Here is a 26,273-nt window from a genome sequence, read left to right as displayed (position 1 = left end):
CATGAAAAGCCTGCGCCTTGTGTACCGCAACATTCTTGTGGAGACCATTATACTGATGGCCGTGCTTTTACAAATAGTGTCGGGCATAACGCTCTTCAAGAAAAGCCGGAAGGCAGCTGTCAGCAACATTGATAAACTGCATCGTTGGACAGGACTTTACCTGGCAGCTTTCTTTGCCATTCACGTAGGCTCTGTGTTAGTGGGACGGACTGTTTTGAACCTGGACACCAACTTTTATTATGGCGTGGCAGGATTGAACACTTTCCCATTCAACCTGTTCTTTATTCCTTATTACGGGCTTGCCACTATCTCCTTTTTCGGGCATATGGCAGCGATTCACAGCAAGAAAATGAAACAGGCTGTTTTTGGCTGGACACCACAAAGGCAGGCAAAAGCAATATTGGGCGTAGGTATTATCCTGACAGCCTTTCTGTTCTATGGCTTGACCAACCGTTTTAAAGGAGTGGAAGTCCCAAACGAGTACAATGTTCTTATTGGGAAATAAAACGAACGCGCACCACCGTATTGCCACTATGCTCAGGGGCTGCTCTCCTTCTTAAAAAAATTGATAATTATACGGATAAGGCAGCAAGCTTTTTGCAACATGGTTCATCAGCACACTGGCAATACATCTCACGTTAGCCGTCTCCTTCCCAAAGGTTAGAACTAAAAGATAGAGGGGATAGCAGAATCCCTGACAACCTCACAGGAATTTAACGGTAACAGTTTCTAGAATTACTATCTAAAACCAAAGTAACACACACTATGAAAGCAATTGGATTTAAAACGTCATTACCCATTGGGGAAGCAGATAGCTTTCTTGAGTTTGAAAAAGAAATACCAACTGCGCAAGGAAAAGACATTCTGGTAAAGGTGGAAGCCATATCGGTTAACCCGGTAGATTATAAAATAAGAAGAAACAGCCTCAAAGACAAGCAACAGGATACGCCTAAGGTCATTGGTTGGGATGCGATAGGTACCGTAGAAGCTACCGGGGAGGAGGTGACCCTCTTCCAGAAAGGTGACCGAGTATTTTATGCAGGAGACCTTACCAGAGAAGGCTCTAACCAGGAATATCAGTTAGTGGATGAGCGCATTGTAGGGTTCGCCCCGAAGAACATCCCCATGGAACAAGCTGCCGCCATGCCGCTTACTTCCCTTACGGCCTATGAACTGTTCTTTGACCATTTTCAATTGAGCAAAGAGAAAGATGCCGGCAAAACCCTTCTTATTATTGGTGGTGCAGGAGGTGTTGGTTCCGTTGCCATTCAACTGGCTAAAAAGTTGCTGGGGTTAACCGTGATTGCCACTGCATCCAGAGACGTTACCATTGATTGGTGCAGAAAAATGGGCGCAGACCATGTAGTCAACCACACCAACCTGGTGCATGAGGTAAAAAACATTGGCATTGAACAGGTAGACTTTATTGTAGACTTTGTAGACCTGAATCAATATTGGGAGGCCATGGTAGAACTCATTAAACCATTTGGAAAGGTAGGCTCTATCAGTGACCCTACAGAACCTGTAAAATTGAATCAGCTAAAAAGAAAGAGTGTCAGCTTTTATTGGGAGCTGATGTTTACGCGATCTATGTACCAAACAGAAGACATGGTAGAGCAGCATCACATTCTAAACAAAATTGCGCAACTGCTGGATGAGGGCCTCTTACAACCAACTCTTAACACCACCCTTCATGGCTTAACTGCCGAAAACCTGAAAGAAGCGCACCTTCTATTAGAAAGCGGCAGAACCATTGGAAAAGTGGTAGTGACCTTTTAAAAAGTGGTAGTGACCTTTCAAAGAAATAACCACAAATAAGTCCTTCAAGCTGGCGCAACCAAATCCACGACAGTACCTGCAGGAATTTGAGCCTACAGTTCCGGTTATCAAGCTACCGTGGGGTGTATAAACGGAAGTTTGGCTCTGTTCAAGGTGTCAATAACCGGAACTGCTCTATATGCACAGTAGTTGGCGGTAAATTTGAAACATAGATGAAATTATTATTAACCATTCTAATAGGTCTTCTACCAGTTCTCTTTGGAGGAGAGGTAAATAATATTCATCAATTTGCAAGAACACAAAACGATTTTCAGGTAGTAAAAGCTTTTAAAGCAGGGTACTTTGTGAATTCTATTGAAAACCATGGACTTCATAAACAGAAGCTAGAAACCTTCTTAAAAGCTAAAAAAAACCATTCAAACCAAAACAGTTACGGCAAGACTGTCTACACCCGTATTCAAATGTGGCAATTTGACTTTGCGACAGAAGAAAAGTGCCGACAAGCTAAAGATTCACTATTGTATTGCTTCCCGAATGATTGCGCTAAAATTAAGCGACAAATAAGCCAACCGATAAAGGTTACACCATCAATTTTTATATTAGGAACTAAACGGATTGTGATAGCAAGCACTGCCTGCGAGCAGGTTGATAAAAAATGGGCGACTTTCAAAAAGAAGTTAGTTGACTCCTTTGCCGACAGTGATTCAGAAATCATCGTTAACTCTTGCGGCAAACTCACTTGGACTACAAAAGAAGAAATAAATAACTTACCCTAACACTGTATAAAAAACATGTTACGGCTGACGGCCTCGCCGTCGTTTACACAAATACGTTGTGGGTAATTAATATAAAATAGAATAGAGAAAAATGATGACAGACGAGCAGATTAAAGAATATTTTGAGAAGGTGGATAATAATATCAATGAGTCAGGCTATCACCTTACAAATGTTTTTGCCACAGAAGAAACTCCCTCTTTTTGCTACTCGACTGGAATTTTCAAAAGCTTTAACATCCCAGAAGTATTCATCTCATCTTTACCTCCAGGGCTTTGTTCAGAAATAATTGAAAACTATGTGGAAGCTTTCAAAGAGAATAAAGAGGTAAAACTCAATCAGCGCCTCGACTTCTTATCGGAAAGATTTCCTGTTTACCTTATCGACGTCCCAGTGGCTAGTTTGAAGAATTATATTCTGTCCAGTATTAGAATCTACGAAAATGAGGAATATAAATACTTACAGGTAATCTATCCTGACACAAAAGGAAACTTCCCCAATGACGCAGGTTATGATTATGACCAAGAAATCATGGGAGAGTTTAAAAACTAAAAATCACTCCGCACAACAACACCTAAGCGCTAGTCTCCGCTGACAACCTCGCCCCCGTTTAGCCTAAAACATTGTAAAACATTTGAAATTTGGTTTCAAGGTAAGGTAAGCTGAAAAATAGTATAATCGAGAGTAGCAGAAACGACATTAACCTACCATACAAACAGTAAAAAAACAGAAGTAATTAATTGCTTTAGCAAAAGTTATAAGAAACTCAGACCTGAATGAAGAAACTGAACATCACCTTTTTACTTCTTACTGGACTATTTATAGGCATCTCCTACAAAATCAAAGATGATTACTTTCATTTACCTTACCCAAATGCCATTGAGTATGTGTTGGTTTTGCTAATCCTGCTATTCACAGCAGTAGTTTTAATCTGGAAGAAGAATCGGAGAAAGAAATTGTTTCTTGGGTTAGCATCAGCAGCCACTTTATTAATAGTAGTCAATACCATGAACTACTTTTTGGAATGGCATCCGCTTAATCTTTCATTGCCCTTTACAACTTCACAATCTTTTGAAGTCAGTTATGAGCCTTACAAATGGCAAACGGGCACTCCAGTAAGTGCAGGTTATAATCAGGAAGATATAGAGCAATATTTTAAGGAAATTGAAGATTGGGAAAGGCTAAGAGGGCTAATAGTGGTCAAAGATGGTAAGTTAGTGGTAGAAAAGTACCAGAAAGGAGCCACCAAGTACAGTGCTTTCAACGTCCATTCTGTCACCAAAAGCATCACATCAGCCTTGATTGGCCTATCAATGCAGAAAGGGGATCTAAAGTCTGAAAACGATTATGTGATTCCCTTCTTCCCAGAGTACCAGAAGAGTGAACAGAATCTGCATAAGGAAAAATTAACAGTAGCTCATTTGTTGTCAATGCGAGGTGGATTTACAGGTTGGGATGGGCCACAGAATGTTGAGCAAGTGATGCTAAATGAAGAAGTTTCTGAGAACAAATTGGGACAAGAGTTTAAATACTTCACAGGCTCCCAGATGGTTCTTTCTGCTTTAATCACGAAGGGTTCTAAAACAACTACCAAAGAATTTGCCCAGGAAAATCTGTTCAAACCACTCGGTATCCAATGCGGCTTTTGGCGGAAAGTGGACGGCTACTATGCTGGCGGAGACGAGACTTATTTCACGGCAAGAGACCTCGCCAGATTCGGGGAGTTATACCTCAATAAAGGAAGAGTCAATGGTGTACAGCTTCTGGACTCTTCATGGGTGGATAAGAGCTTCACCAACTATACAAGTGAAAGTAAAGCTTTCAGAACTTTAGACTGTTATCAGGAAGTGGGGTATGGCTACTCATGGTGGCTTCTAAACTATAACGGTAAACTAGTATACACTGCCAGAGGTAAAGGGGGACAACACATTTTAATTCTGCCAGAAGACAATGTTGTAGCTGTTATTTTGCAGGAATGGAATCTGCAGAAAGATGTAGTAAAGGAAAACGCTTATTTATGCAAGTTGCTCTCTATTTTAACTAAAGAAAACAAAAGGACTGCTTACAACACAGAACATAGGTAAAACCGCAAACAGGCCTTGATCTGAGCATGTAAAAGCCTGTTAGTGCATATCTTCCGACAATGCCCTTAGAAAGTAGCAGAAGTTCTAGAAGAGGAACTGATGCAAAATATCTGCAAAGATTTAACCAGCAATACTAGAAAACCGCCGGGTACAAATTGGGTTTTCTGTATTAATTCCTGAAAACAAGCCGAAAACAAAAAAATAGAAAAAAGCTCGGTGGGCTATGCAGTAAAACAAACTCGCCACAACCTACTTTTGTTAACGCCAGTTTCGGCTGAGGGCCTCTCCGCAGTTAACAAAAGTACGTTGTACACAATATAAAACCTTGATGCCGGACTTCACAACTATCGAATATCTTAAATATGGCAATAAGCGTCAGCAACAAGCCTATACAGAACTGACTAAACTTTTCATCTTTGAGGATTTGCAAGCTTACAGTCCACTATTGACAGGAACTATACCAATTGGAATTGACCTACCAGAAAGTGATTTAGATATTATTTGTGAATGTTCAAATCACCAGGAATTTGCAGAAACACTCACTCGTTTGTACTCAAACAAAGACAAATTTGAAATTCGGACAAATACCTGGAATAACTTATTATCAACAATCGCAACCTTTCAAGCAGGAGAATTTGAAGTAGAGGTTTTTGGACAGAATTACCCGACAAAAGAGCAAAATGCATACAGGCATATGCTAGTGGAACATAAAATCTTGAATTTAAAAGATGATAAGTTCAGAACTGAAATCATACGACTTAAAAAAGAAGGACTTAAGACAGAGCCAGCTTTTGCAAAATTATTGGGTTTGGTTGGAGACCCTTATTTAGAACTGTTGAGATTTGAAATATAAAACCGTGTACAACGTCTAGTATAAAAGTCAGCTTCGGCCGATGGCCTCCCCGTTTTTTAAACTAGACGTTGGTGGTTATTTTGTGATACAAATTCTACCCAGATGATCAAATACCAAAAAGTAGTATTCAAATGAGCGAGACCAATAAAGCAATTTTACAAAAGGCAAACGCAGCGATTATCAAGGGTGACAATGAAGGTTTTCTTTCTTATTGCACTGAAGACACCAAATGGGTATTTATAGGCGATAAGACTTTGCAGGGCAAGGACGCCGTTCGACACTACATGGCAACGGCTTATAAGGAACCTCCAAGGTTTAAAGTTGTAAACTTAATTGCTGAAGGTGATTTTCTTACAGCTGTCGGTACCATCACAATGAAAAACGAACAAGGCCTACTAGTTGATTATTCTTACTGTGACGTATGGCGATTTAGAGATGGTAAGATGGCTGAATTGAAAGCCTTTGTCATTGAAACCAAGTCAAAATGAACATTACAAGTTGTGACAAATGGCTGAAAGCTCGAACTCTAACTGATTGCTAGTTGAAGAGTCTATATATTCCATCCATCAACAGTTGTTAATTCATACTTTTAGATCCGGTTTAAATCAGCAAGAAACTAACGTCGACAGTGCATTGCAGCAAGTGTTGCCTGATGTTCTACTATTGGGCTGACGAACAACACGGCATCTAGTTCTCTTTACTCAACTGCACTGCTGCCAATGCTACCCCTGACAGCAATGCGTTAACGTCATCGTTTGTATTAGGCACCTGAATTCAAAAGGAAAAAAGGGCATGTATTCAATTCTATATAGCTTAACCTAAGATTGACCAAATTAGATTTTAAACTGGTATATAGCTCACTTTAAAGCACACGATCAAAATTCCATCCGGAAAAGCAGGGAGAAATTACCAGGTTAGATGCACTGTAGGACTTTGATGCTCTTTTCCAGCACATCATGTTCGCTCCTTATCCTGTTTGGCTTACGTTTCCATAAGTAACCCTTGCAACTTCTTCCTTAAAAGGAAATGATCATATACCTTCTTCTAGCCATAATCATAGGTTACCTGGTTTTTGTAGCCATCCGGATAGGCCTTCATCAACGTCTTCCGCTTGCTTTAGGCCCTATTTCTCTGGAGTTGATTCCTGATAGAGCAGCAACTAAATATGGGGAAAGGCCTCTCTTCACAATAGATAAACCCTGCCAATGGGAGATCGAAGCGTTCAAACCTCGGTATAAAGACCCCTTGGCCTGGAGCGCAAAACGTATTCAATCCACTGCAGGGATGCTTGCCTCCCTCCTACAGCATCAATTCATTCTCCAATATGGTGAGCGCGTTGCCATCTATAAGCAGAACCACTTTGATATTCATCTTTTTACGATGTCCATTATCCGGGCCGGAGGCATTGCATGTCCTGTAAATGGAAAACTCGCCATAAATGATTTTGAGCCTTATTTGGCAAATTTATCGGCTACTATCCTCATTACAGATAGTGCGGCAATCCTCAGGTTCCTACAGAGCGGTTTTGATTTTGGATGCTGTAGGAAGCTAATCATTGCAGAAAAAAGAGCCCTAGATTCAGAGATCGAGTCTAGGGCGTTAGAGGAGCAAATGGCGTGTAGGTTTCCAGATATCCAGATCTACTGGTTAGAGGAGGCGCTTTTGTCTGTACACAAAGAAAGTCCTGCCGTTCCCAGGGGAAAGGATGATCCCTTGTATCTGGTCCATTCATCCGGGACAACAGGTTTTCCCAAAGCGGTTATTCTAAAAAATGGCCCTCAAGCCCATGCCGTTCGCGGATGGCTTTGTTATGTGCACCTGTCCCGCACCTGGGATAAAGGGTTTGGAGCCGTACCCAATAACCATCAGGCGGTCATTCTTTCATTTAACAGCCTGCTTTTGCTAGGATTCCCTGCCCATTGGAGCAGTAGCTATGACCATCTGGATTTCAATGCGGAGGAAGTGATGCGAACCTTGGCCGAAGGGAAGTATACAGGGTATTTTGGATTCCCAGTTACCTACACCCAACTTAAAGAAGTTCCCGCAGAAAAGTATGATTTAAGTGCCATGCGGATTTGGGGCTCTACCGCTGATGCTAGCCATGAAGTGATTCAGCGTAAGTTTGTCTCTATCGGGAATGCATTCAAAGCTTTTGGTATTCCCTTGAAGGGTTCCATTTATTTAGATGCACAGGGATCCAGTGAAGTAGGCACACCCTCTGTGATTCGGTATATCACCAGGTACACAAAGAAATTTGACCGCAGAATTGGACGGATTGGCTCCACTCCTTTTGGCCCCAAAATAAGAATTGTAAAGGAAAACGGAGAGAAAGTAAAAAGAGGAGAAGTTGGTAAACTGGAGGTAAAAGGAAAAATTGTATTTGCTGGCTATTGGAACAACCACGCATTAACGTATCAGGCTATCCATGACAATTGGTTTTTTACCGGAGATGTAGTCCGTTTAGACAAAGATGGACACCTTATCCAATTAGACCGGTTAGTAGATGTCATTCACACCCGCGATGGAGAGGTGTACAGTCTGCCTATTGAGGAAAAATTACACAAGCATCCTGCTGTCTATGATGTTTGTGTATATGCTCACCAGCAGCCAGACGGTACCTATCTGCCTGCGGTAGCTGCTGCCCTTAAAGTGAAGAATAGCATAAGCAATAGTCTCCTTCTACATGAATTCAATCAGATGCTAGAAGAGAAAGAAAAATTATGTCGCTGTGAAATCATGGAGTGGTCTGAGTTTCCCATTGGCGTGACTGGGAAAACATTAAAAAGAGTATTCCGGAATAGAAGTGAGCAGATGATGAATTGATCTTTTGTAAAGAATCATACGGTAAATGCAATCTGTTTACAAGCATTTAAATGCCCACGCTATATAAAAACAAGTTCTGACACTTTTGTACATAGTGCAAATAACCGTATGTTCACGTATATACGCTAGTTGGGCAACATTAATAAATACATGAATGATAAGAGTATTTCTAATCCTATCATTGTTTACAATAACAAGTTGCAATTCGGAGCAAAATTTAGAATCTAAGAAAATTGAGCCTCAAAGATGGATTACTATAACCCTTGAGACTGGGGACGGAGAATTCACACTCTACAATGATGGGGATTCGATAGTACATAAGGATTGGAATTATGAACTACTGAAATCAAATAGCAATAATAAATGGGTCAAAGATTATAAGAAAGTAAACGAAAGAGTTGAAAGAAGTAAATTGTCGGGAGCAGAAAAAGACAGCGTTTATTTTTGGACAAATAAATTAGTGAGCACTCCAGCCAGTCCTTTACATGTTTGTACTGATTATGTAGGGCATTTCAAAGCAGAGATAAAGCTGGACAACTACCCCGAAATAAAACAAACCTGTGAATATCATTCCATATGCGAATGGAAAATAATAAGTTCTGAAACTAAGAGTCTTCACAAGTTTTTTCTGAGCAAATTTTCGGGAATAAAAAAATAACGATGCCCAACAACACCTAAACGCGAGTCTTCGGCCGACGGCCTCGCCCGCTGTTTAGCCTAACCGTTGTGCGTAACTAATAAATTATCAAAGTGTTTAATTTCACAAAAAAGCTAACTATCGAAGATGTTCATCTTTGGATGGACGGAGGAACGGTAACTCTGGTTATGCAAGACCAAAGTTCTCAAACTTGCGAGATAGAGTTTGTTCAGAAAGTAGTTTTAAAAAGAAATGATAATCTACCCCGGCCAGGAGGCCTTCTGCTAAACAGAAACGAAGTTGAAGTAAGGTCAGACCTTGAAAAATAAATCTTGATTGCAATTCAACATGCAGAATGGGGAAATGGAGTAGCTCAAAAAGAAAAAGACATTCTAAAAGGGGACAATAGAAGACTGTATTGATTTTATTAAATCAATACACTACCTAAAATTAGCCAAATCATTTAAATGAAATACATTTAAAAACCCCTACTATTGAAAGTCTCGGGGTTTGAGTGTGATGAATTAGATAAGATAAAAGAATTCAGTAATTATTAAAATTATGGCAAATATCAACCCACACATTAATTTTAACGGCAATGCAGAGGAAGCATTCAACTTTTATAGGTCAGTATTTGGCGGAGAGTTCGCAAGAATAATGCGGTTCAAAGATTTAGCTAGTGCTGAATTTCCGGTAGCAGATCATGAAGCTAATAAAATCATGCACATTGCTTTACCAATCGGTAAAAGTATTTTAATGGCTAATGATGTACCTGAGATACTGGGACGTACAAACGAAAATGAGAACAGAAGCAAAATTGTAATAAGTGCTGAAAGCAAAGAAGAAGCAGACAAACTGTTTCATGGGCTTTCAGCAGGCGGACAAATCGAAATGCCCATTTCTGATAGTCCTTGGGGTTCCTATTTTGGAATGTTCAGAGACAAATATGGCATTGAGTGGATGGTAGACTTTGACCCAAATTTTAAAGGGCCAATGTAACTGAAGTAAAACAACGAACCGCCAACCGAACCTACACGCAAGTTGGGTTTCGTGTTTAGAATAGGAAAAGAGAATACAAAATCTCCGGTTCTAAGCTTCTTAGGAAATGCAGTACTAAAAATCACTGCATGAGTGTACTTGCATACCGTTAACTTGAATTACCACTTTCTTCATATGCATTCAAAAATAAGACCTTGCCTTTTCCCTTTATATTTGTTGGTTCTTTTTGCTTCCTTCAATTCATTTTCGCAACAGGTCAATTCACGTACGGTGGAAGACGGAGGTACAGGAAAATACAGTGCCGTCATGATGACAGAAGCCTCACTATCCACGCATACCATCTTTAGGCCAAAGAATATAAGTCCTTTTGGCAAAAAAGATAAGATGCCTATTATCGCTTGGGGTAATGGCGGCTGTTTTAACTCACCCTGGGAGCATGTAAACTTTTTAAACGAAATAGCCTCTCACGGCTTTCTTGTCATTGCCATTGGAACAATGCCAAAGGATTCAAGCGATAAAGTAAGAGATCCATCCAAAGCATCCCTTTTGGTAGATGCTGTTGATTGGGCCATTGCACAGAACAAGAATAAAAATAGCCCTTATTACGGGAAATTAGACATTACAAAAATTGCCGTCAGCGGGATGTCATGCGGTGGTTTGCAAACGCTAGAGGTTGCCGGTGATCCTAGAATCAGCACTATTGGTGTGTTTAACAGTGGGATTTTCAACCAATCAAGAGATGGCATGCCCGTGCTGCCCAGGATAACAAAAGAGCAACTCAAGAAAATACACACCCCTACTCTTTATCTGTTGGGCGGCCCTTCTGATATAGCCTATAACAATGGCATGGATGATTTTAAGCAGATCAACCATGTGCCGGTATTTGTAGGAAACCTTGATGTGGGGCATGGGGGTACTTACGCCCAACCACACGGGGGTGATTTTGCCAGAGTAGCAACGGCCTGGTACAAATGGCAATTGAAAGGAGACCAAGAAGCGGGTAAATTATTTACAGGCAACCCACCAAGCCTTTCTCAATTACCAGGATGGACGGTAGAGAAAAAGAACATGCGGTAAGCGGCTAACACCCCATTGCTACAGAAGGTGATGGTGAATAAATGCACATAACCCTCTTTAGATATAAAGGCAAGTAGGGGATTTCATTATACACCTACTCACAGCAACACCCCTACCTAATGGGTGACGCAAATTCTTGAAAGTGCAAGAACATAAATCTGTAGACGTCAAAAGGGCTAGGTTGTAAATAGATTCATTGCAAAAACACCAGTTGAAAGGAAAACCGAAAAGATTGCACGAGCATGAAACGTACCCCAGAGCACGATGCCAGAATGGCCAGCATGACCTTCTCCTCGGTTTACCCGCACTATGTTACCAAAGTGGAGCGCAAAGGCCGCACCAAAGAAGAACTGCACCAAGTGATTACCTGGCTCACAGGGTATGATGACCTAAAACTTCAGAAACTGGTTAACGAAAAAGTGACGTTTGAGACCTTCTTCCGAGGGGCCAACCTGAACCCCAACGCCCACCTGATCACCGGCACCATCTGCGGCTATAAAATTGAAGAAATTGAGAATCCTTTAACCCAGCAAGTTAGGTTCCTGGATAAGTTGGTAGACGAACTGGCCAAAGGCAAGAAAATGGAAAAGATTCTGCGAAAGGGATAAAAGGAAGGGGTTGAAGTTGATGCACGTTTCTTCTATCTTCAAGCCTTTGAGATGGGCAACAGGGGCTACCAGGAAGCCAAAAAGGTAATCGTCAGGAAAGAGAACCTGCACCCCGCCTATATTGACCTTTAAACCAAGCTTAGCCGAAGCCCAAGCGCAATGAGCTTAACCCAGCGTTGATCCATTATACCTGAAACAAGACCTTACCTAGATGGAAGCAAGAGAAAAGATCATCCGGAAGTACCTAGATGCTTACAATGCCTTTGACATTGATAAAATGCTCCTTGACCTTTCCCCGGACATAAGGTTTGAGAACATCTCCAACGGCGAAACCAACCTCACCCTGAACGGTCTGCCTGCCTTTAGGGCACAAGCCGAAGCCGCGAAGGACCTGTTCTCAGAAAGAACGCAGACCGTAAAATCCTTTACCCATCATGCAGACACCACCGAAGTAGCTATAGAGTACAAGGGCATTTTAGCAGTAGATTTTCCAAACGGCCTCCAAAAAGGCGATGCTCTCCAACTCGCAGGAAAATCCATTTTCCGGTTTTCAGGGGAGAAAATCATCCAGTTAACGGATATCAGTTAAGTGTAAAAGAGATTCAGAAGAATCTAACCACTGGAAAACAACAAAGCCTTTACCACATATTTAAAAGAAGCTTATTACCTCTTCTTTTATAAGCAGGAAACATCGTAGCAGAAGTGGCATTGCCATTATTCGCCAGATTCAACTGGGTTCAATTGAAGTCTTACCGGAAAATAATCCCTAACAAAGTTTCCACTTCCATAGAGTAAAAGGGTTTGACTCTAAAGTTGCTTTACCCTCTATTTTTCCTCATCAAAACCATCTATATAAACTAGGCTCTTCTCCTTCCTTCAATCAAAGCCCCTTTCTTAAACCTTATTCTTCCTTGTTTTACCCCTAAGGTTAGTTTACTCTTGATCAGGCGTGTTCTTTTAGAATTTACTTTTATTTATTGTTTTTCAATAAATTTTTATTGTAATTCATATTATACTTAAATAACTGAAAGCCATGAAGACCAAAACTAATCTGATCCTCTCTTTCGTGAATGTTTTGTTTTGGATTGTTTTCCTTGGTTTATGCATTAAAACCGGGGCAATCATGATCTCCTTTTTTGTGAGCTTGTATGTGAATCCTCAGGCTGCTCATGATTTACACCTAGGATTGAACCTTGCTGACTTACAGAGTTTCAGTACACGATATTACATATCCATAGTATCGTTGATCATCGCGTTGGGTGCCTTGAAAGCGTACATGGCTTATTTGGTCCTTCAGGTTTTTATGAAAATCAATCCAAACCACCCCTTCAACCTGACAGCGTCTAACCTCATTGCCAAGATCAGCGAAGTGGCCCTGGGAACTGGTATTTTGGCCATCTTAAGTTCTGCCTATGCCAAATGGCTACGCAAAATGCCCGTGGACCTACAGAACCTCAATCAATATCTGGATAACGGAGGCGAAATCTTGTTTTTGGCGGGAATCATTTTTGTTATTGCCCAGATCTTTAAAAAAGGAGTTGAAATCCAATCTGAAAATGAGCTGACCATCTAAACCATGCCGATAGTTGTAAACCTTGACGTCATCATGGCAAAACGAAAAATTTCACTAAATGAGCTATCAGAGAAGGTGGGCTTAACCTTGGCTAACTTGTCCATCCTGAAAACTGGTAAAGCGAAAGCCATCCGGTTCAGCACCCTGGAAGCTATTTGCGAAGTATTGCAATGCCAACCTGCCGACATTCTAGAATATAGAGAAAATGCGCATTAAAAAAGCTTTTCAAAGGAAACAGAACCCTTGTAAATAAAAGCCAACTCTCTACTTCTAAACCGAAACGCCCGGTGGAAACGATTTGCTAGTCGTTTCCACCGGGCGTTTCGGTTTAGGATAGGTTAGAAGAAAGTACCCTCTAAACAACCCGTTATCTAAACTCCACTTTCTGCACGCTTCGTTTATCTGCGTATTCTAACACCAGCAGGTAGGTGCCCGGTGCCAGTTTTCCCTTAGGGATAGACAAGGTGTGCTTCCCGGCTTTGTATTTTTCTTTCAGGACTCTGGTTTTCTTTTTACGGTCCAGGGTGTACAGATCAGCAGCCACTTTTGATTTCTTCTTCAAGACGATGTCAATAGAGACTTTTCCATTTACGGAGGTAATCAGCCCCTCTGGAGAAGTAGTACTTGGCTCTTCTCCCTCGGTGCTTAGCCCCGGAAGTTGATCTCCTCTTAGCCCTGGGGTTACTTCCTGCTGCGCGAGCACCGGAACGCCGCTGCCGGTGACCACCACATTGCTTAACTCGCTTTCCTGGTTTGCGGGGTTTATTTCAGAAACAGCCCAAAAAGAGGTGGGCGACGGCACCTCGCTTGCTGGGATGGTGACCGTCTCGGAAGAGGTGAACGCCCTAACCGATCCGTCGGGGATAAGGGTACCAGTGGCGGGCATGGCGGTGGTGGTATACAGCAGGTAGCGCTTGAAGGAGTGGCTGTTCTCGAGGCTTCTGGTCCATCGCACTTCATAAAGGCCGGTGGCTTCGTTCAGGCTTACCGTTAAACCCGTTGGGGCCGCGGGGGCTTTCCCGGGCAACCAGTTCATGGCAGGCGGGGCAGCCGGCAACCGGAAGGTAGCCGCTTTAAAGGAAGTGGTGATCAGGTTGGAGTTGTTCATCAGGTTGGCCGCCCTGAAGATGACACTGCCTAGTGCATTATTGGCTTGGTTTGAGCGCGAAATCTCAATCTGGTGGGGTACTTCCTCGGTAGTGAAACCGGTCTGCACCACAATGTGACCCGGGTATAAATGTCTTGAGGCATTGGCCGCTTTGTCTGACCACCAGTACAACAGTTTGCGGTAATCCTGACGGCCCCCAATAGCCCAGTACAATTGAGGCGTGAGGTAATCTACGTAATGGTTATTTACCCAGTGCACCGCATCGGCGTAGATGGCATTATAGGCATCCATTCCGGAGATGCCCGCCGGCTCCCCGTTTTTCCAGATACCAAAGGGGCTTACCCCAAACCGCACTTGGGGCTTCAAATTCTTAATTTCGGCGTTCACCAGGCGCATGGTCTCGTTCACGTTATAGCGGCGCCATTCTTTGATGCTGGAAAACCCAGATCCGTACTGCTGAAAGGTTTGGGCGTCTTCGTTGGCAATTCCCAGGAACGTTCCTTCTGGGTAGGGGTAGAAATAATCGTCAAAATGCACCCCGTCAATGGCGTAGTTCTGGGTTACTTCCTTGATGATAGAGGCAATGTATTGGCGCACCTCGGGCAAGCCAGGGTTTAAGATCTTTTTCCCGTTAGGGAAACTCAGCAACCACTCGGGCTTCGCCTTGGACACGTGCTGGGCATTGTACACCGCGGGGTTGGGCACTGTGCTCACCCGGTATGGGTTAAACCAAGCATGCAATTCAAGGCCGCGGGCATGCGCTTCTTCAATGGCAAAAGCCAGGGGATCATACCCTGGATCTTTCCCCTGCGTGCCGGTCAAAAACCTGGACCAAGGCTCTTTGCTGGATTTGTAGAAAGCATCGCACTCCGTCCTGATCTGGAAAAAGACCACATTCAGGTTCGCTTCCTTTATCTTGTCGAACATAAGACGCAAGGCCGCTTTCTGACTCTCTGCTGATGCTCCGCGTACGGGCCAGTCCAGGTTGGCTACCGTGGCCACCCAGACCCCTCTGAACTCGCGGTTGGGTAGTTCCTGGGCAGAAACCCGGGTAAAAGATAAAAGAAGGGCAAGCGCAATTAACGGGGCAAGAAGCTTGAGCATAAAGGTGAAAAGGGTTGCTGCGGGATTGGAAATAAACGGTACGTTCTACAAAGGTAAGGATAAGGCACTTAAAAGTCTCCTTTGACTCTTTATCCATGGCTATTCTCCTGCAGCAAGTAGTCTATTATTAACCAAACCAAAACGTACTACTACTTAATAGCAGACATGCTTTTGGGTTTAGGGCTGCTTTTCAGAAAACACGCTTTAAAACAGGTTTGAGGTTGAGCAAAGGATCTACCCATTTCTGAATATGTTTGCAAGAGGTAAAATCCTTTTCTCAAAAGAAGGAGGAGCGGTTTAAAAACCCTTAGCCTACGTAGAAGTCGTATACATTCACTCTGAGGGTAATCAAAGAAGTAAGAAATATGGGCCAGGCCAGATTGCGGAAACAGCTCTACATTGTCATCCACGGAACAGACACGCCGGCCGGAAGAAGGTTTGACGTGGTGCTGCTCTGGATGATTCTGCTTTCTACCCTTACCGTCTGCCTGGAGAGTGTGCCAGCTTACCGGCGGTTTGCTAATGATCTCTTCAGGTTGCTGGAGTGGTTTTTCACCATTGCGTTTACCCTGGAGTACATGCTAAGGATCTACAGCAATCCCCGGCCGCTCAAGTACATGTTCAGCTTCTATGGCGTCATTGATTTCCTTTCCATCATTCCTACCTTTCTGGCTTTTTTCGCGCCAAGTTTGCGGTTCATCATGACCATCCGGATTCTGCGTTTACTGCGGGTATTCCGGATTCTGAAGCTAACCAGCTACGTAGAAAACGCCCAACTGATCACCAGGGCACTGGTGGCCAGTTTGCACAAGATCACGGTCTTTATAGTGGCGGTATTTGCCCTGGTGCTGATTGTAGGGACAGTCATTTACGTAGTGGAAGGCGAGGAAAACGGGTTTACCAGCATCCCGCAGAGCATCTACTGGGCCATTGTCACCATCACCACCGTGGGGTACGGGGACATCACCCCACGGACAGCTTTGGGCCAGATCATCTCCTCATTGGTAATGCTGATGGGCTACGCCATTATTGCCGTACCCACCGGCATTGTAACCGTGGAGTTGTCCAAAGTGAAAGGAAACTCCTCCGATTCACCTGACCCCACCCCTGTCACGTGCGGCAACTGCGCGCAAACCGTCAGGAAAACCGACAACTATTGCTCTAACTGCGGCAATCAATTAGTGAACATGCGGTAGGCCCCTCCTTTTAAGGTTCTTTTTGGAAAACAGGGTCAAAACAATCGTATCTTTCGGGTTCACTAACCCAAGAACCTGCATGACCCTTGACTCGCTCCGCTCCCTTTGCCTTTCCTACCCTGCCGTGACCGAAAACATTAAGTGGGAGCATGACCTGTGTTTCTCTGTTGGGGCAAAGATGTTCTGCGTGGCCAGCCTGGAGCCCCCTTTCACCTTTTCGCTGAAGGTCACCGACCAGGAGTTTGAGGAACTAGTCGCTTTGCCCGGTATCATCCCAGCACCGTATCTGGCCAGGTATAAATGGGTGTATTTTGAAAACCCTGAGGCGCTTCCCGCTGATAAGCTGGAGCATTTACTTCGGCAGTCTTATGAGTTGATTAAGGGCAAACTTCCGAAAAAGGACCTTAAAGCTGCCGGCTTGCTTTAGCCTGCTGTCTGGCAAACCCTAAGAACATAAGATTTTCTAAGACCCTTTGTTGAACCAAAAAGCCACCCTATTCAAGGTTTTTACAGACCTTGAATAGGGTGGCTTCTTCTTTCCGCTTTCATCTTCTTTTACCTTTTATGGGTTAAAAGCGACCTTTTAGCCACCCACCCCCAACTTTAATATTTTGTTTAAAAGAGTGTTCTCTACATAAGAACCCCAAAAAAACCCTTATAAAAGCCCCAAATCACCTCTTTATTAAATTTATCAAATATTTGGGGAACTTATTTGGAATGTTTCTAAACAGGTGTTTAGTTTGCATCAGTTTAGAACAAGTCTAAATAAAGCTAAACCCATCATGACCCACACCTACCCCTCTCCCAGATTCATACCATCCCTTCTTTTATCTTTTGCTCTTCTCTTATGTTCTACCTTGGCTTTTGCCCAAAATGGCAACCTGAAAGGTAGAATCACCACCTCAGACGGTGAAGCCGCGCCTTACGTAAGTGTGATGCTTAAGGAGCTTGAAAAGTCCACTATGACCTCTGAAGAAGGAGCTTTCTTCTTCCGGAACGTGCCCGCGGGTAGCTATACCTTACAGGTTTCTTGTATGGGCTACAATGTGGAGGAAAGACAAATCAGTGTTTCTTCAGACAGAACGGTTATACAGGATATTCCGCTGGTAAGAAGCAGCCAGCGCATTGGCGAAGTAGTGGTAACAGGGCGCCAAACCCTTAATGAGAAGCCGGTGAGCGCTGGCAAAGTGGCTATTAAACCATTAGACCTGCCGCAGAGCGTGACCGTAATTGGCGGTGAGGTACTGGAAAGACAGCAAACCCAAGCCTTAAGCGAAGTACTACAAAACGTCAACGGCGTGTACGTATCGGGCACCACCGGCGGTACCCAGGAAGAAATTGCGGGCCGTGGCTTTGCTTTCTCCAGCAGCAACACGTTTAAAAATGGTGCCCGCTACAACAACAGCGTCATGCCCGAGATGAGCGGCCTTGAGCGGGTGGAAGTTTTGAAAGGCAGCAACGCCATCCTTTTTGGGAACGTGTCTGCAGGCGGCGTCCTGAACCTGGTGACCAAAAAGCCTAAGTTTGAAACCGGCGGAGAAGTGAGCATGCGGGTAGGTTCTTATGACTACTACAAACCCTCTCTGGATGTTTACGGCGCCATTAACAACAGTGAAAAAGTAGCCTATAGACTGAATACGTCTTACTTGAACGCGGGCAGTTTCAGGGACGGGGTTTCAGCAGAGCGCTTCTACATCAACCCTTCCCTTTTGGTGAAGGCTGGAAGTAAAACCGACATCTTACTGGAAGGAGACTACCTGAAAGACACCCGCACCCCTGACTTCGGGATTGGAGCCATCAACTATGAGATTGCCAACATTCCGCGCAGCCGTTTCTTAGGTGTTTCCTTCGCCGAGAACAACGTGGAGCAGAAGAGTGCCATGGCCTCCATCACCCACCACATTACTTCTAACTGGAACATCAAAGGGATTGCCTCTTACCAGAACTACGATGCCCGCCAGATCAGCACCACTCGCCCTACCGGTTTCATCGCCCAGGTAGATCCTGAAACCCAGGCCAGATCGTTCAACGGAGACCTGAGAAGAGGTTTGCAGCGCAGCGCCTCTGATGAGAACTATTACCTTACCCAATTAGACCTTACGGGCCGTTTCTCAACCGGATTCATCCAGCACACCCTGCTCTTCGGGGCCGATATGGATAAGTACAACACAGACACGTACGCCTTCATTTCAGAGCCCAACTTTGACGTGATCAACATCTATGACCTGAACAAGTACGAGCAGCGCTCAGACATTCCGGTTCTGGCCCGTAACACCACTACCAACACCCTCACTAACCGGGTTGGGGTGTATGTACAAGATTTGTTAAGCCTCTCTGACCACTGGAAAGTACTGGCGGGCTTACGGTACAGCTACCTTGACATGGAAACCGATATTTTCACCCACGCCAAAGGGACTACCACTAACACCCACACGTATGACTACGCGTTTAGCCCACGGGCAGGTATTGTGTACCAACCCACCCAGAATACCTCTGTGTTTGCCAGCTATGCCAACTCTTTCACGCCTAACAGCGGTATTGATGCCAACAGCAACCCTTTAAAACCTTCCATCATTGACCAATATGAGGTGGGGGTGAAAAATGACCTGTTCAAAGGCCTGCTTTCCGCCAACCTTACGCTTTACCAAATTGTGAACAGCCAGTTTGTGCAGAACGTGATCATCCCGGAAGGAAATCCGAACAACATTCCGGCCAATGCCCGGGAACTTGGCGGCGAGGTGACCAGCAAAGGGGTAGAGCTTGACCTGATGAGCAAAAGCATCAACGGCTTCTCTTTCATAGGCGGGTACAGCTACAATGACACTCGCTACACAGAAAGCAACATCTACGCGAAGAATGACCGTCTGCGCTACAACCCGTCTCATACCGCAAACGCCAGCGTGTACTACACTTTCCAGAACGCGTCTTTGAACGGCCTGAACCTGGGTCTGAGCTCCTTCTACGCCGGTGAGCGCTTGGCAGGCAGAAACACTACCGCCGCCAACCCCAACTACAAGTTGATTGCCCTGCCTAACTATTTCCTGTTTGATGCGCACGTAGGCTACAGCATCCAGCGGTTATCGCTTCGCGTGAAGATGACCAACCTGCTCAACAAACTAACCTACAACGCCCACGACGATAACAGCATCAACCCAATTGCTCCTCGTCAGTTCATGGCCACGGTATCTTACAAACTGTAACAAATTTTGAAATCGGCGCAACTTGCAGAAGTTGCGCCGATTTTCTTTTTACCCTACTGCTCTGATCAAAGCCTTTTCTTTTGAGGCCGTTTTTTGAAAAGCTACCTAAAACTAGTTTCTTCGTATGGGGTACTTCCCCCATCTTTCACCGTATAAAATTTTAAGATGATGTCTAACTGGAAAAAAGGCTTAAAAAGAATAGGTGTCGCGGGCTTCCTGTTTTTCCTGATCAAAGGCTTGATCTGGATTTTCATTTTTTTGGGCGGCGCCAAGCTCCTGTTTGATTAGTCCATCCCCCATCTTTTAGTAAAAACCGTTCCTTACCGTACCTGGTTTACAAGGCATTCAGGTGCTTCATAGTTTTTTGTTTTAGGCCTCCTTTTACCTAAAAGCCTTAAAACAAATCCTTTCTCCTCCCCTGCTTTTTATTCAATTTCTTTCCCCTGTTTTTGATTTCAGGATTTATTCTGCACCTTTCCTCTGCAGCAGACAGAAACCTGGTTTGCCGTTGTTTTCCGGCCACTTCCTTTTTTTGTCTCTAATTTTTAATTTGCTTAACAAGGCAAACCTCTTTCTGGCCCATACAACCTACCCTTTATGTCACCTAGCACGCTTTCTACTATCATCACTGGTTCTGGCAGATTCCTCCCCGACCAAGTGGTCTCCAACGCTGATTTCCTGGAGCAAACCTTTTTTGACGCCTCGGGCAAACAATTGGCCAACAGCAATGAAGTCATTATCCAAAAATTTGAGCAGATAACCGGGATACAGGAAAGAAGGTATGCCGCCGAGGAGATGGTTGCTTCTGACCTGGGTTACCTGGCCGCGCAGGAAGCGATTCAAAATGCCGGTATAGACCCGGAAACCCTGGACTACATCATTGTGGCCCACAATTTCGGGGATGTGAAAGCAAACTCCCGGCGGGTAGACATGATGCCTCCGCTGGCCTCGCGCATCAAGCACAAATTGCAGATTGCCAACCCGTACACCGTGGCCTATGACTTGCCGTTTGGGTGCCCGGGCTGGTTGCAGGGCGTCATTCAGGCACATTATTTTCTGCAGTCAGGCGATGCCAAGAAGATTTTGGTCATTGGATCCGAGACTTTGTCACGCGTCACCGATGCCCATGACCGCGACAGCATGATTTATTCTGACGGGGCCGGGGCAGTTGTCTTGGAGGCCCAAGAAGGAGAATCCAAAAGCGGAGTTCTGCAACACCTTACCGTGTCAGATACCTTGACCCAGACGTATTGGCTCCACTCTTCCCCTTCTTACAATCCGGTCGTTCCGCAGGAAGACCTGTTCATTAAGATGGATGGTCGTAAGATTTATGAATACGCCCTTAAAACGGTACCGCAGGTAATCAAAGACTGCCTTGACAAAGCCCAGCTTCCGCTTTCCGCTATCAAGAAAGTGCTGATTCACCAGGCAAATGAAAAGATGGACGAAGCCATGCTGGAAAGACTTTTCAAACTGTATGGAATTGAAACCATCCCGGCCCAGATCATGCCCATGACCATTGCCACTCTGGGAAACAACTCGGTGGCCACCCTGCCCGTGCTATATGACTTCATAGCCCGTGGAGAGTTTGACGGCCAGGAGTTCCAGAGCGGCGATACGGTGGTGTTTGCCTCAGTGGGAGCCGGAATGAACGCCAACACGGTGATCTACCGAATTCCTTAAGTTTAACGCACCCGGCACATTTTCCTACCATTAAATGTTAAAAGGTAGATAAAAGCTAGTATGAAGATCGGAATTATTGGGGGTGGCATTGCGGGTCTTACCACGGCCATCGGATTACAGAATATTGGGATAAAGCCGCAGGTGTTCGATTCAGCTCCCCGGTTTGAGCCCGTGGGCGCGGGGCTGGCTCTTGCCGCGAACGCCATCAAAGGGTTTCAGCGCTTGGGCATTGACCAGGAGGTAATCGCCGAAGGCAATTGCCTGGACGGCTTCCATATCTTTGATAAACATGGGCACCTCATTAACCGCACCGACAGCCGCGCCATCAGTGACAAGTATGGGTTAGACAATTTCGTGATCCATAGGGCCTCCCTGCACCAGGTGCTGGTTAACCAACTCCCCGCCGATTCTTTGCACCCAAACAAAAAGGCCCTTCGTACTTCTGTTGCCAAGAACGGGGTCACGGTTCATTTTCAGGATAACACCGAAGCCACCTTTGATTTCCTATTGGTAGCAGATGGGATTCACTCAGCCATCCGGAAACAACTGTTGCCCCAATCTTCTACCAGATTCGCAGGGTACACCTGCTGGCGGGCCATCATTGAAAATCCCGGACTGGAAAGCATCTACGCGTCTGAGACCTGGGGCAAAGCCGGCCGGGTGGGATGGACCCCATTGAAAGAAAACAAAATCTATTGGTTTGCCTGTATCAATGCGCGGGAGAATGACCCTGCCATGAAAACCATGAAGGTAGAAGACCTGCAGCAGCATTTCAAACACTACCACGCCCCCATTCCGGAGTTGTTCAACCATACCAAACCAGAACAGCTACTCTGGCATGACCTTTATGATTTAGCGCCTCTTTCGCAATTTGCCTTCCAAAACATCCTGCTGCTAGGTGATGCCGGGCATGCCACTACCCCAAATATGGGTCAGGGAGCCTGCCAGGCCGTAGAAGATGCCGTGGTGTTTGTAGATGAACTGCAGAAGGATTTTAATTTCAACAAGGCGGCGCAACGCTTTGAGAAACGCCGGATGCCCCGCACCCATTGGATTACCAAACAATCCAGGTTCTTAGGCGAAGTAGCCCAGGCGCAAAATCCCTTGTTTATGAAAGCCCGCAACCTTGCCCTGCGACACCTGCCCACCTGGATCAATGATAAACAGCTGGAGAAGATCTACTCGGTAGATTTCTAAAATTGTGGTTTAAGCTATCAGTTAATACGTTTCGGCCTTTAAGTCTGTTTTTCTCAAATTAGGAGTAAAATGGACTAAATAAGTTAGCATTTTAGCTTTGCCAGGTAGAAGCTGGTTTGGCCCTTCTTTTCAAAAACGAGGCTTCAAAAGGAGCTAATTCTTAGGTTTCAACATTCCTTAGATCAAGGTTATCTGCTGGCGTTGGGCATCAATCTGGCATCATGGCATGGGGAGTAGGTTTAAATTGAGTAATATTGTAGTCACATTCTCACTAGACCACTTATCCTTGACAACGTCCGTGCCGGCTTTCAGACAGACGCAACGCGTCGTAGATGACGCTTTTGACCCTAGCTATAGTGCCAGTGCACACCTATACCTCAGTTTTGGTGCCCACCGCATCCGCTTGGGCGTATTAGATGCCCAGAGAAACAAGTTCGTTGCCCTGGAGGACTATGAGGCGGAAAGACCTTCCACGGTGGAGAACGCGATGAGCTACCTGCAGGAACTGAGTTCTTCTAATCCGTTGCTGCAGGAGAGAAAATGGCAGCAGGTGCGCATTGGCATCAAAAATCAGCAATTCACTCTTATCCCCGAGGCGCTTTTTGACCTGAATGCCCGCGAAGAATACCTCAAACTGAATGCGGTAGTGGAACCCGAGCAGGAAGTGGTGCACCACCATGAGCATCCGCGGTTAGAGCTCATGAATGTTTTTACCGTCCCCGCCCTACTCCAAGAGTGGTTAGCCCCAAAGTTTCAGGAAAGCCCGGTGGAGTTTGTACACCAGACTTCCGCCTTGATGGAAGGTGTCCTGCACATGGCAGAGCGCAGCACCCGTCCCCAGCTTTTCGTCTACGTAGACAAGAACTACGTTACCTTGATCGTCTTGCAGGGGCTGAAACTGGAGTTCTGTAATTCCTTCTTCTTCACCTCGTCTGAAGACTTTATCTACTACGTGCTGTTTGTCCTTCAGGAAAAGAAAATGAACCCCGACCAAGACCAAGTAACCGTCTGGGGCGAACTTCTGCTGGACTCAGAGTTACACGAAGTTCTCCGGACGTATATCCGGCACGTACAGTTCGGGAAAAAACCCACAGGGGTAGGATTTAGCTATCGTTTTGACACGCTCTTTAACCACCGAAACTTTGATCTTTACAGCCTTCACTTCTGTGACTAAAGTGAAAAGGACCAAATCGTTTTTCCTTCTTTAAGGCTTTTTAACTTTCATTTACTTGATCACTTCCTCTTTCAATCCCCCATTACTTACAACGTGAAAAGGAAGATGAAGAAAAGCGCAATCCAGATCACGTCCAGGAAGTGCCAGTAGGTGCGCAGCATCTGTACCTGCATGAGCCGGTACGGATCGCGGTTAAAGATCAGGGAGCGAATGGGGTCTAGGGAGGCTCTGTTCACCTTCACGTACAGGTAAGAGGCAAAGGCCAGTCCGCCGGCTATGTGCAGCAGGTGCAGCGCTGAAAGCAAGTACAGGAACGTGCCAGCGGGGTGCCCGTCAAAGAACACCCTGGCCGAGGCCATCTCATACCAAGCCACAATCTGCGCAATAGCAAAGGTCACACCCAGCACCAGAGACCACATCAGGTTTTTCTTCATACTCACCAGGTCATCCTGGGCGTAAAAACCCGGTACCTGCTGCATATAGAAACCGCTCACCAGAATAAGGATGGTGCTCACTGAAAAAAGCTTTGGCAATTGAAACGAAGAGGCCGTTGTCGCCTCCCCTGATTTAAACAGGAACATGGCGGTTAACATGAAAAACAACATGGCCATGCCTGCCATGCTCACATACAACAGCATCTTGAGGGGGGGTACCTTCTCTATCTTCTCAAAGCTGGACATCTTTCCAGCCCCAATTTTATTTTGGTTCTCAGATTTCATGATTCAGAAAATTCATCGGCCCAACATGCGTTACCTGTCAGATAAGAACACTAGCTCATACCTTAGATACTACACTGAAAATCAACAGAATGTTTACAGGTTTTCTCATATTTGATGCACTTTTCTGCAAGAACGTTGCATCTACATATTTTTATATTAAATAATCCAGTATTAAGCCTTTCTTAGCTTTTCTTGAACCATGAACCTACCTGCCCAAACACGGCATTGGCGGTGATTCGGGGAGAACTGCCGGTACCAAACTCTACGTAGGTTTTGTTGTTTACCCGTACATCCACCACCAGACCGGCTTTAACCATGGCCTGATTCAGCTCCTTCGCCTTCTCCAACTTACTAGCCAAACTTCCCGAACTTTTTCCCGGGGCAGACGGCGGTAGGATGTTCTCCAGCACCCGCTCCATGGCCGCGTGATCATGGAAGTTAACAATGAAGTAGTTTTCTTCCGCTACTAGTAGAACATGGTCTTGCAGCACGGTAATCACCAGTTTACCGGAAACCTCAAAAGGAAAAGCATCCATGGCTATGATGGGGAAGACCCTGTTGATTTGGTTTTAAGGGAAAGCTTGCCGTTCAGTTTCCATTGGCCGGGTTGCCCCTTCGGCCCAGGTCCTTGCACGGATAGATCCTGAAAATCCAAAGTGATATCAGTTTGGGCGGCCTTCAGTTTCTCCAGGAGAAGGGCGGCTACATCAGAAAGCTTGTGAACGGGTTGGGTAGAATTTTCCATAGTTTTTAGATAATGTAACAGAAACAGAAATACGACGAAGAAAACGCCTCGTTTCTTTCTTTATTTGAATTTAAAAAGTCCAATATATCCAAGTAAACTGCTGCTACGTATAAATAGCAGTTTTACTCTCATTGATGGGGGTATTTCCTTCTATGAAAAACACGTACTTTTTTATACTGGGTCTGGTGTGGTTTCTAGGCTCAAACGTTATTCCAACCCCCGTTCTTGCGCAGCACTGTCAAAATCCCCTGGGATTAACCAAGAATACAGAATTTGTGTACCAGGTCACCGACAAGGGGCGCAACAAAGGCACGCTTAACAACAAAGTGGTGCAGCAGCAAGCCGACAAAGACGGCGTGATGGTGACCACTTTTAAAAGTGCCCGTATTGACAAAACCAACCGGCCCGAGACCTCAGATGAATACCACATCCGGTGCTCTGGCGATACAATCTATTTAGATGCCATGCTGCTGCTGAGAGAGCAGGTGCTGAAAGCCTTTGAAGGTAAGGACTTTGACTACTCCCCCGTTGACATTGCCTATCCGCAGCAGATGAAGGTGGGCCAAAAATTGCCTGACGGGAAATTGGGCGTAAGGGTCCGCTCCTCTTCAGTAAATATAACCCAAATTTCTATACTAGCAACAGACCGCAAGGTGGAATCTATGGAAAAGTTGACCACCCCAGCTGGTACTTTTGACTGTTTTAAAATCAGTTACCAGTACGAGGTGAACTTAGATGCCATGGGCATGCCCCTGCGGGATATCTTTAGGGTAGAGGAGTATTTCTCCCTGGAGCACGGCCTAATTAAATGCCAGTTCACCACCAAGCGCGGCAAGAAGGCTAAGGGACTGGAGCTGATTTCTAAGCGGAATGTGGCGCAGGCGCTGAAGAAATAGGGCGGGCGTTTTGTACTTTCATAAAGTTCAGTAGTTTTATTCTT

26 protein-coding genes are annotated in these 26,273 nt (G+C 44.9%); 22 read left to right on the top strand and 4 right to left on the bottom strand.

What is annotated here, in order from left to right; translation table 11 throughout:
* The first annotated feature begins 1 nt into the window (after position 1).
* From ACW9SV_RS11270 to ACW9SV_RS11200, 15 genes are all read left to right on the top strand, one after another.
* On the top strand, positions 2 to 505 hold the full coding sequence (locus ACW9SV_RS11270; protein ID WP_479556866.1) for a hypothetical protein: 504 nt from the start codon (positions 2 to 4) through the stop codon (positions 503 to 505).
* Positions 506 to 765: 260 nt separating this feature from the next.
* Entirely contained in the window at positions 766 to 1,779 is a 1,014-nt protein-coding gene (locus ACW9SV_RS11265; RefSeq protein WP_479556865.1) for a zinc-binding alcohol dehydrogenase family protein, read from the top strand.
* Between the two features lie 212 nt (positions 1,780 to 1,991).
* Complete coding sequence (locus ACW9SV_RS11260; protein ID WP_479556864.1) at positions 1,992 to 2,555, top strand: hypothetical protein; 564 nt, start codon at positions 1,992 to 1,994, stop codon at positions 2,553 to 2,555.
* 91 nt (positions 2,556 to 2,646) lie between these two features.
* Positions 2,647 to 3,105, top strand: a complete 459-nt coding sequence (locus ACW9SV_RS11255) for a DUF4262 domain-containing protein (protein ID WP_479556863.1) — start codon at positions 2,647 to 2,649, stop codon at positions 3,103 to 3,105.
* Positions 3,106 to 3,329: 224 nt separating this feature from the next.
* Entirely contained in the window at positions 3,330 to 4,637 is a 1,308-nt protein-coding gene (locus tag ACW9SV_RS11250; protein ID WP_479556862.1) for a serine hydrolase domain-containing protein, read from the top strand.
* A gap of 328 nt (positions 4,638 to 4,965) precedes the next feature.
* Positions 4,966 to 5,490 (top strand): DUF4269 domain-containing protein, encoded by a 525-nt coding sequence (locus ACW9SV_RS11245; RefSeq protein WP_479556861.1) that lies wholly within the window; start codon positions 4,966 to 4,968, stop codon positions 5,488 to 5,490.
* Positions 5,491 to 5,621: 131 nt separating this feature from the next.
* Positions 5,622 to 5,978 carry a nuclear transport factor 2 family protein gene (locus ACW9SV_RS11240; RefSeq protein ID WP_479556860.1) on the top strand — a complete coding sequence of 119 codons (357 nt, stop codon included), beginning with the start codon at positions 5,622 to 5,624 and terminating at the stop codon, positions 5,976 to 5,978.
* 538 nt (positions 5,979 to 6,516) lie between these two features.
* On the top strand, positions 6,517 to 8,313 hold the full coding sequence (locus ACW9SV_RS11235) for an ANL family adenylate-forming protein (protein WP_479556859.1): 1,797 nt from the start codon (positions 6,517 to 6,519) through the stop codon (positions 8,311 to 8,313).
* A 154-nt stretch (positions 8,314 to 8,467) separates the two neighbouring features.
* Entirely contained in the window at positions 8,468 to 8,971 is a 504-nt protein-coding gene (locus ACW9SV_RS11230) for a hypothetical protein (protein WP_479556858.1), read from the top strand.
* A 540-nt stretch (positions 8,972 to 9,511) separates the two neighbouring features.
* Entirely contained in the window at positions 9,512 to 9,949 is a 438-nt protein-coding gene (locus tag ACW9SV_RS11225; protein WP_479556857.1) for a VOC family protein, read from the top strand.
* 174 nt (positions 9,950 to 10,123) lie between these two features.
* Positions 10,124 to 11,026 carry a poly(ethylene terephthalate) hydrolase family protein gene (locus tag ACW9SV_RS11220; protein ID WP_479556856.1) on the top strand — a complete coding sequence of 301 codons (903 nt, stop codon included), beginning with the start codon at positions 10,124 to 10,126 and terminating at the stop codon, positions 11,024 to 11,026.
* A 242-nt stretch (positions 11,027 to 11,268) separates the two neighbouring features.
* Complete coding sequence (locus ACW9SV_RS11215; protein ID WP_479556855.1) at positions 11,269 to 11,634, top strand: DUF2200 domain-containing protein; 366 nt, start codon at positions 11,269 to 11,271, stop codon at positions 11,632 to 11,634.
* A 211-nt stretch (positions 11,635 to 11,845) separates the two neighbouring features.
* Positions 11,846 to 12,223, top strand: coding sequence for a nuclear transport factor 2 family protein (locus ACW9SV_RS11210; RefSeq protein WP_479556854.1), 378 nt, complete (start codon positions 11,846 to 11,848; stop codon positions 12,221 to 12,223).
* Positions 12,224 to 12,757: 534 nt separating this feature from the next.
* Entirely contained in the window at positions 12,758 to 13,207 is a 450-nt protein-coding gene (locus tag ACW9SV_RS11205) for a DUF2975 domain-containing protein (RefSeq protein WP_479556853.1), read from the top strand.
* 3 nt (positions 13,208 to 13,210) lie between these two features.
* Complete coding sequence (locus ACW9SV_RS11200) at positions 13,211 to 13,423, top strand: helix-turn-helix domain-containing protein (protein WP_479556852.1); 213 nt, start codon at positions 13,211 to 13,213, stop codon at positions 13,421 to 13,423.
* A gap of 151 nt (positions 13,424 to 13,574) precedes the next feature.
* On the opposite strand, the gene ACW9SV_RS11195 is transcribed toward ACW9SV_RS11200, so the two are convergent.
* On the bottom strand, positions 13,575 to 15,419 hold the full coding sequence (locus ACW9SV_RS11195; protein WP_479556851.1) for a glycoside hydrolase family 10-like protein: 1,845 nt from the start codon (positions 15,417 to 15,419) through the stop codon (positions 13,575 to 13,577).
* Between the two features lie 365 nt (positions 15,420 to 15,784).
* Between ACW9SV_RS11195 and ACW9SV_RS11190 the strand changes: the two genes are divergently transcribed.
* The 6 genes from ACW9SV_RS11190 (at position 15,785) to ACW9SV_RS11165 (ending at position 23,869) form a co-directional block, all read left to right on the top strand.
* Positions 15,785 to 16,615, top strand: a complete 831-nt coding sequence (locus ACW9SV_RS11190) for an ion transporter (protein ID WP_479556850.1) — start codon at positions 15,785 to 15,787, stop codon at positions 16,613 to 16,615.
* A 79-nt stretch (positions 16,616 to 16,694) separates the two neighbouring features.
* Positions 16,695 to 17,042, top strand: a complete 348-nt coding sequence (locus tag ACW9SV_RS11185) for an MmcQ/YjbR family DNA-binding protein (protein ID WP_479556849.1) — start codon at positions 16,695 to 16,697, stop codon at positions 17,040 to 17,042.
* 355 nt (positions 17,043 to 17,397) lie between these two features.
* Positions 17,398 to 19,815: a TonB-dependent siderophore receptor gene (locus ACW9SV_RS11180; RefSeq protein ID WP_479556848.1), complete on the top strand. Its 2,418-nt coding sequence runs from the start codon at positions 17,398 to 17,400 to the stop codon at positions 19,813 to 19,815.
* 597 nt (positions 19,816 to 20,412) lie between these two features.
* Positions 20,413 to 21,498: a 3-oxoacyl-ACP synthase III family protein gene (locus ACW9SV_RS11175; protein ID WP_479556847.1), complete on the top strand. Its 1,086-nt coding sequence runs from the start codon at positions 20,413 to 20,415 to the stop codon at positions 21,496 to 21,498.
* Positions 21,499 to 21,558: 60 nt separating this feature from the next.
* Positions 21,559 to 22,695 (top strand): FAD-dependent monooxygenase, encoded by a 1,137-nt coding sequence (locus tag ACW9SV_RS11170; protein WP_479556846.1) that lies wholly within the window; start codon positions 21,559 to 21,561, stop codon positions 22,693 to 22,695.
* 286 nt (positions 22,696 to 22,981) lie between these two features.
* On the top strand, positions 22,982 to 23,869 hold the full coding sequence (locus tag ACW9SV_RS11165) for a DUF3822 family protein (RefSeq protein ID WP_479556845.1): 888 nt from the start codon (positions 22,982 to 22,984) through the stop codon (positions 23,867 to 23,869).
* Positions 23,870 to 23,955: 86 nt separating this feature from the next.
* Here ACW9SV_RS11165 and ACW9SV_RS11160 read toward each other — a convergent pair whose 3' ends face one another.
* The 3 genes from ACW9SV_RS11160 to ACW9SV_RS11150 all read right to left on the bottom strand — a co-directional run bounded on the left by ACW9SV_RS11160 (position 23,956) and on the right by ACW9SV_RS11150 (position 25,333).
* Positions 23,956 to 24,588 (bottom strand): cytochrome c oxidase subunit 3, encoded by a 633-nt coding sequence (locus tag ACW9SV_RS11160; RefSeq protein ID WP_479556844.1) that lies wholly within the window; start codon positions 24,586 to 24,588, stop codon positions 23,956 to 23,958.
* A 182-nt stretch (positions 24,589 to 24,770) separates the two neighbouring features.
* Positions 24,771 to 25,124 carry a hypothetical protein gene (locus tag ACW9SV_RS11155; protein ID WP_479556843.1) on the bottom strand — a complete coding sequence of 118 codons (354 nt, stop codon included), beginning with the start codon at positions 25,122 to 25,124 and terminating at the stop codon, positions 24,771 to 24,773.
* A 2-nt stretch (positions 25,125 to 25,126) separates the two neighbouring features.
* The gene (locus ACW9SV_RS11150; protein WP_479556842.1) at positions 25,127 to 25,333 is read right to left on the bottom strand and encodes a hypothetical protein; all 207 of its coding nucleotides are present in this window, start codon (positions 25,331 to 25,333) and stop codon (positions 25,127 to 25,129) included.
* 152 nt (positions 25,334 to 25,485) lie between these two features.
* Here ACW9SV_RS11150 and ACW9SV_RS11145 point away from each other — a divergent pair, with 152 nt between their 5' ends.
* Complete coding sequence (locus tag ACW9SV_RS11145; protein WP_479556841.1) at positions 25,486 to 26,229, top strand: TapB family protein; 744 nt, start codon at positions 25,486 to 25,488, stop codon at positions 26,227 to 26,229.
* Positions 26,230 to 26,273 lie beyond the last annotated feature (44 nt).

The organism is Rufibacter sp. JT20002, from assembly GCF_056491185.1.
This window is presented reverse-complemented; position numbering and strand designations above follow the sequence as displayed.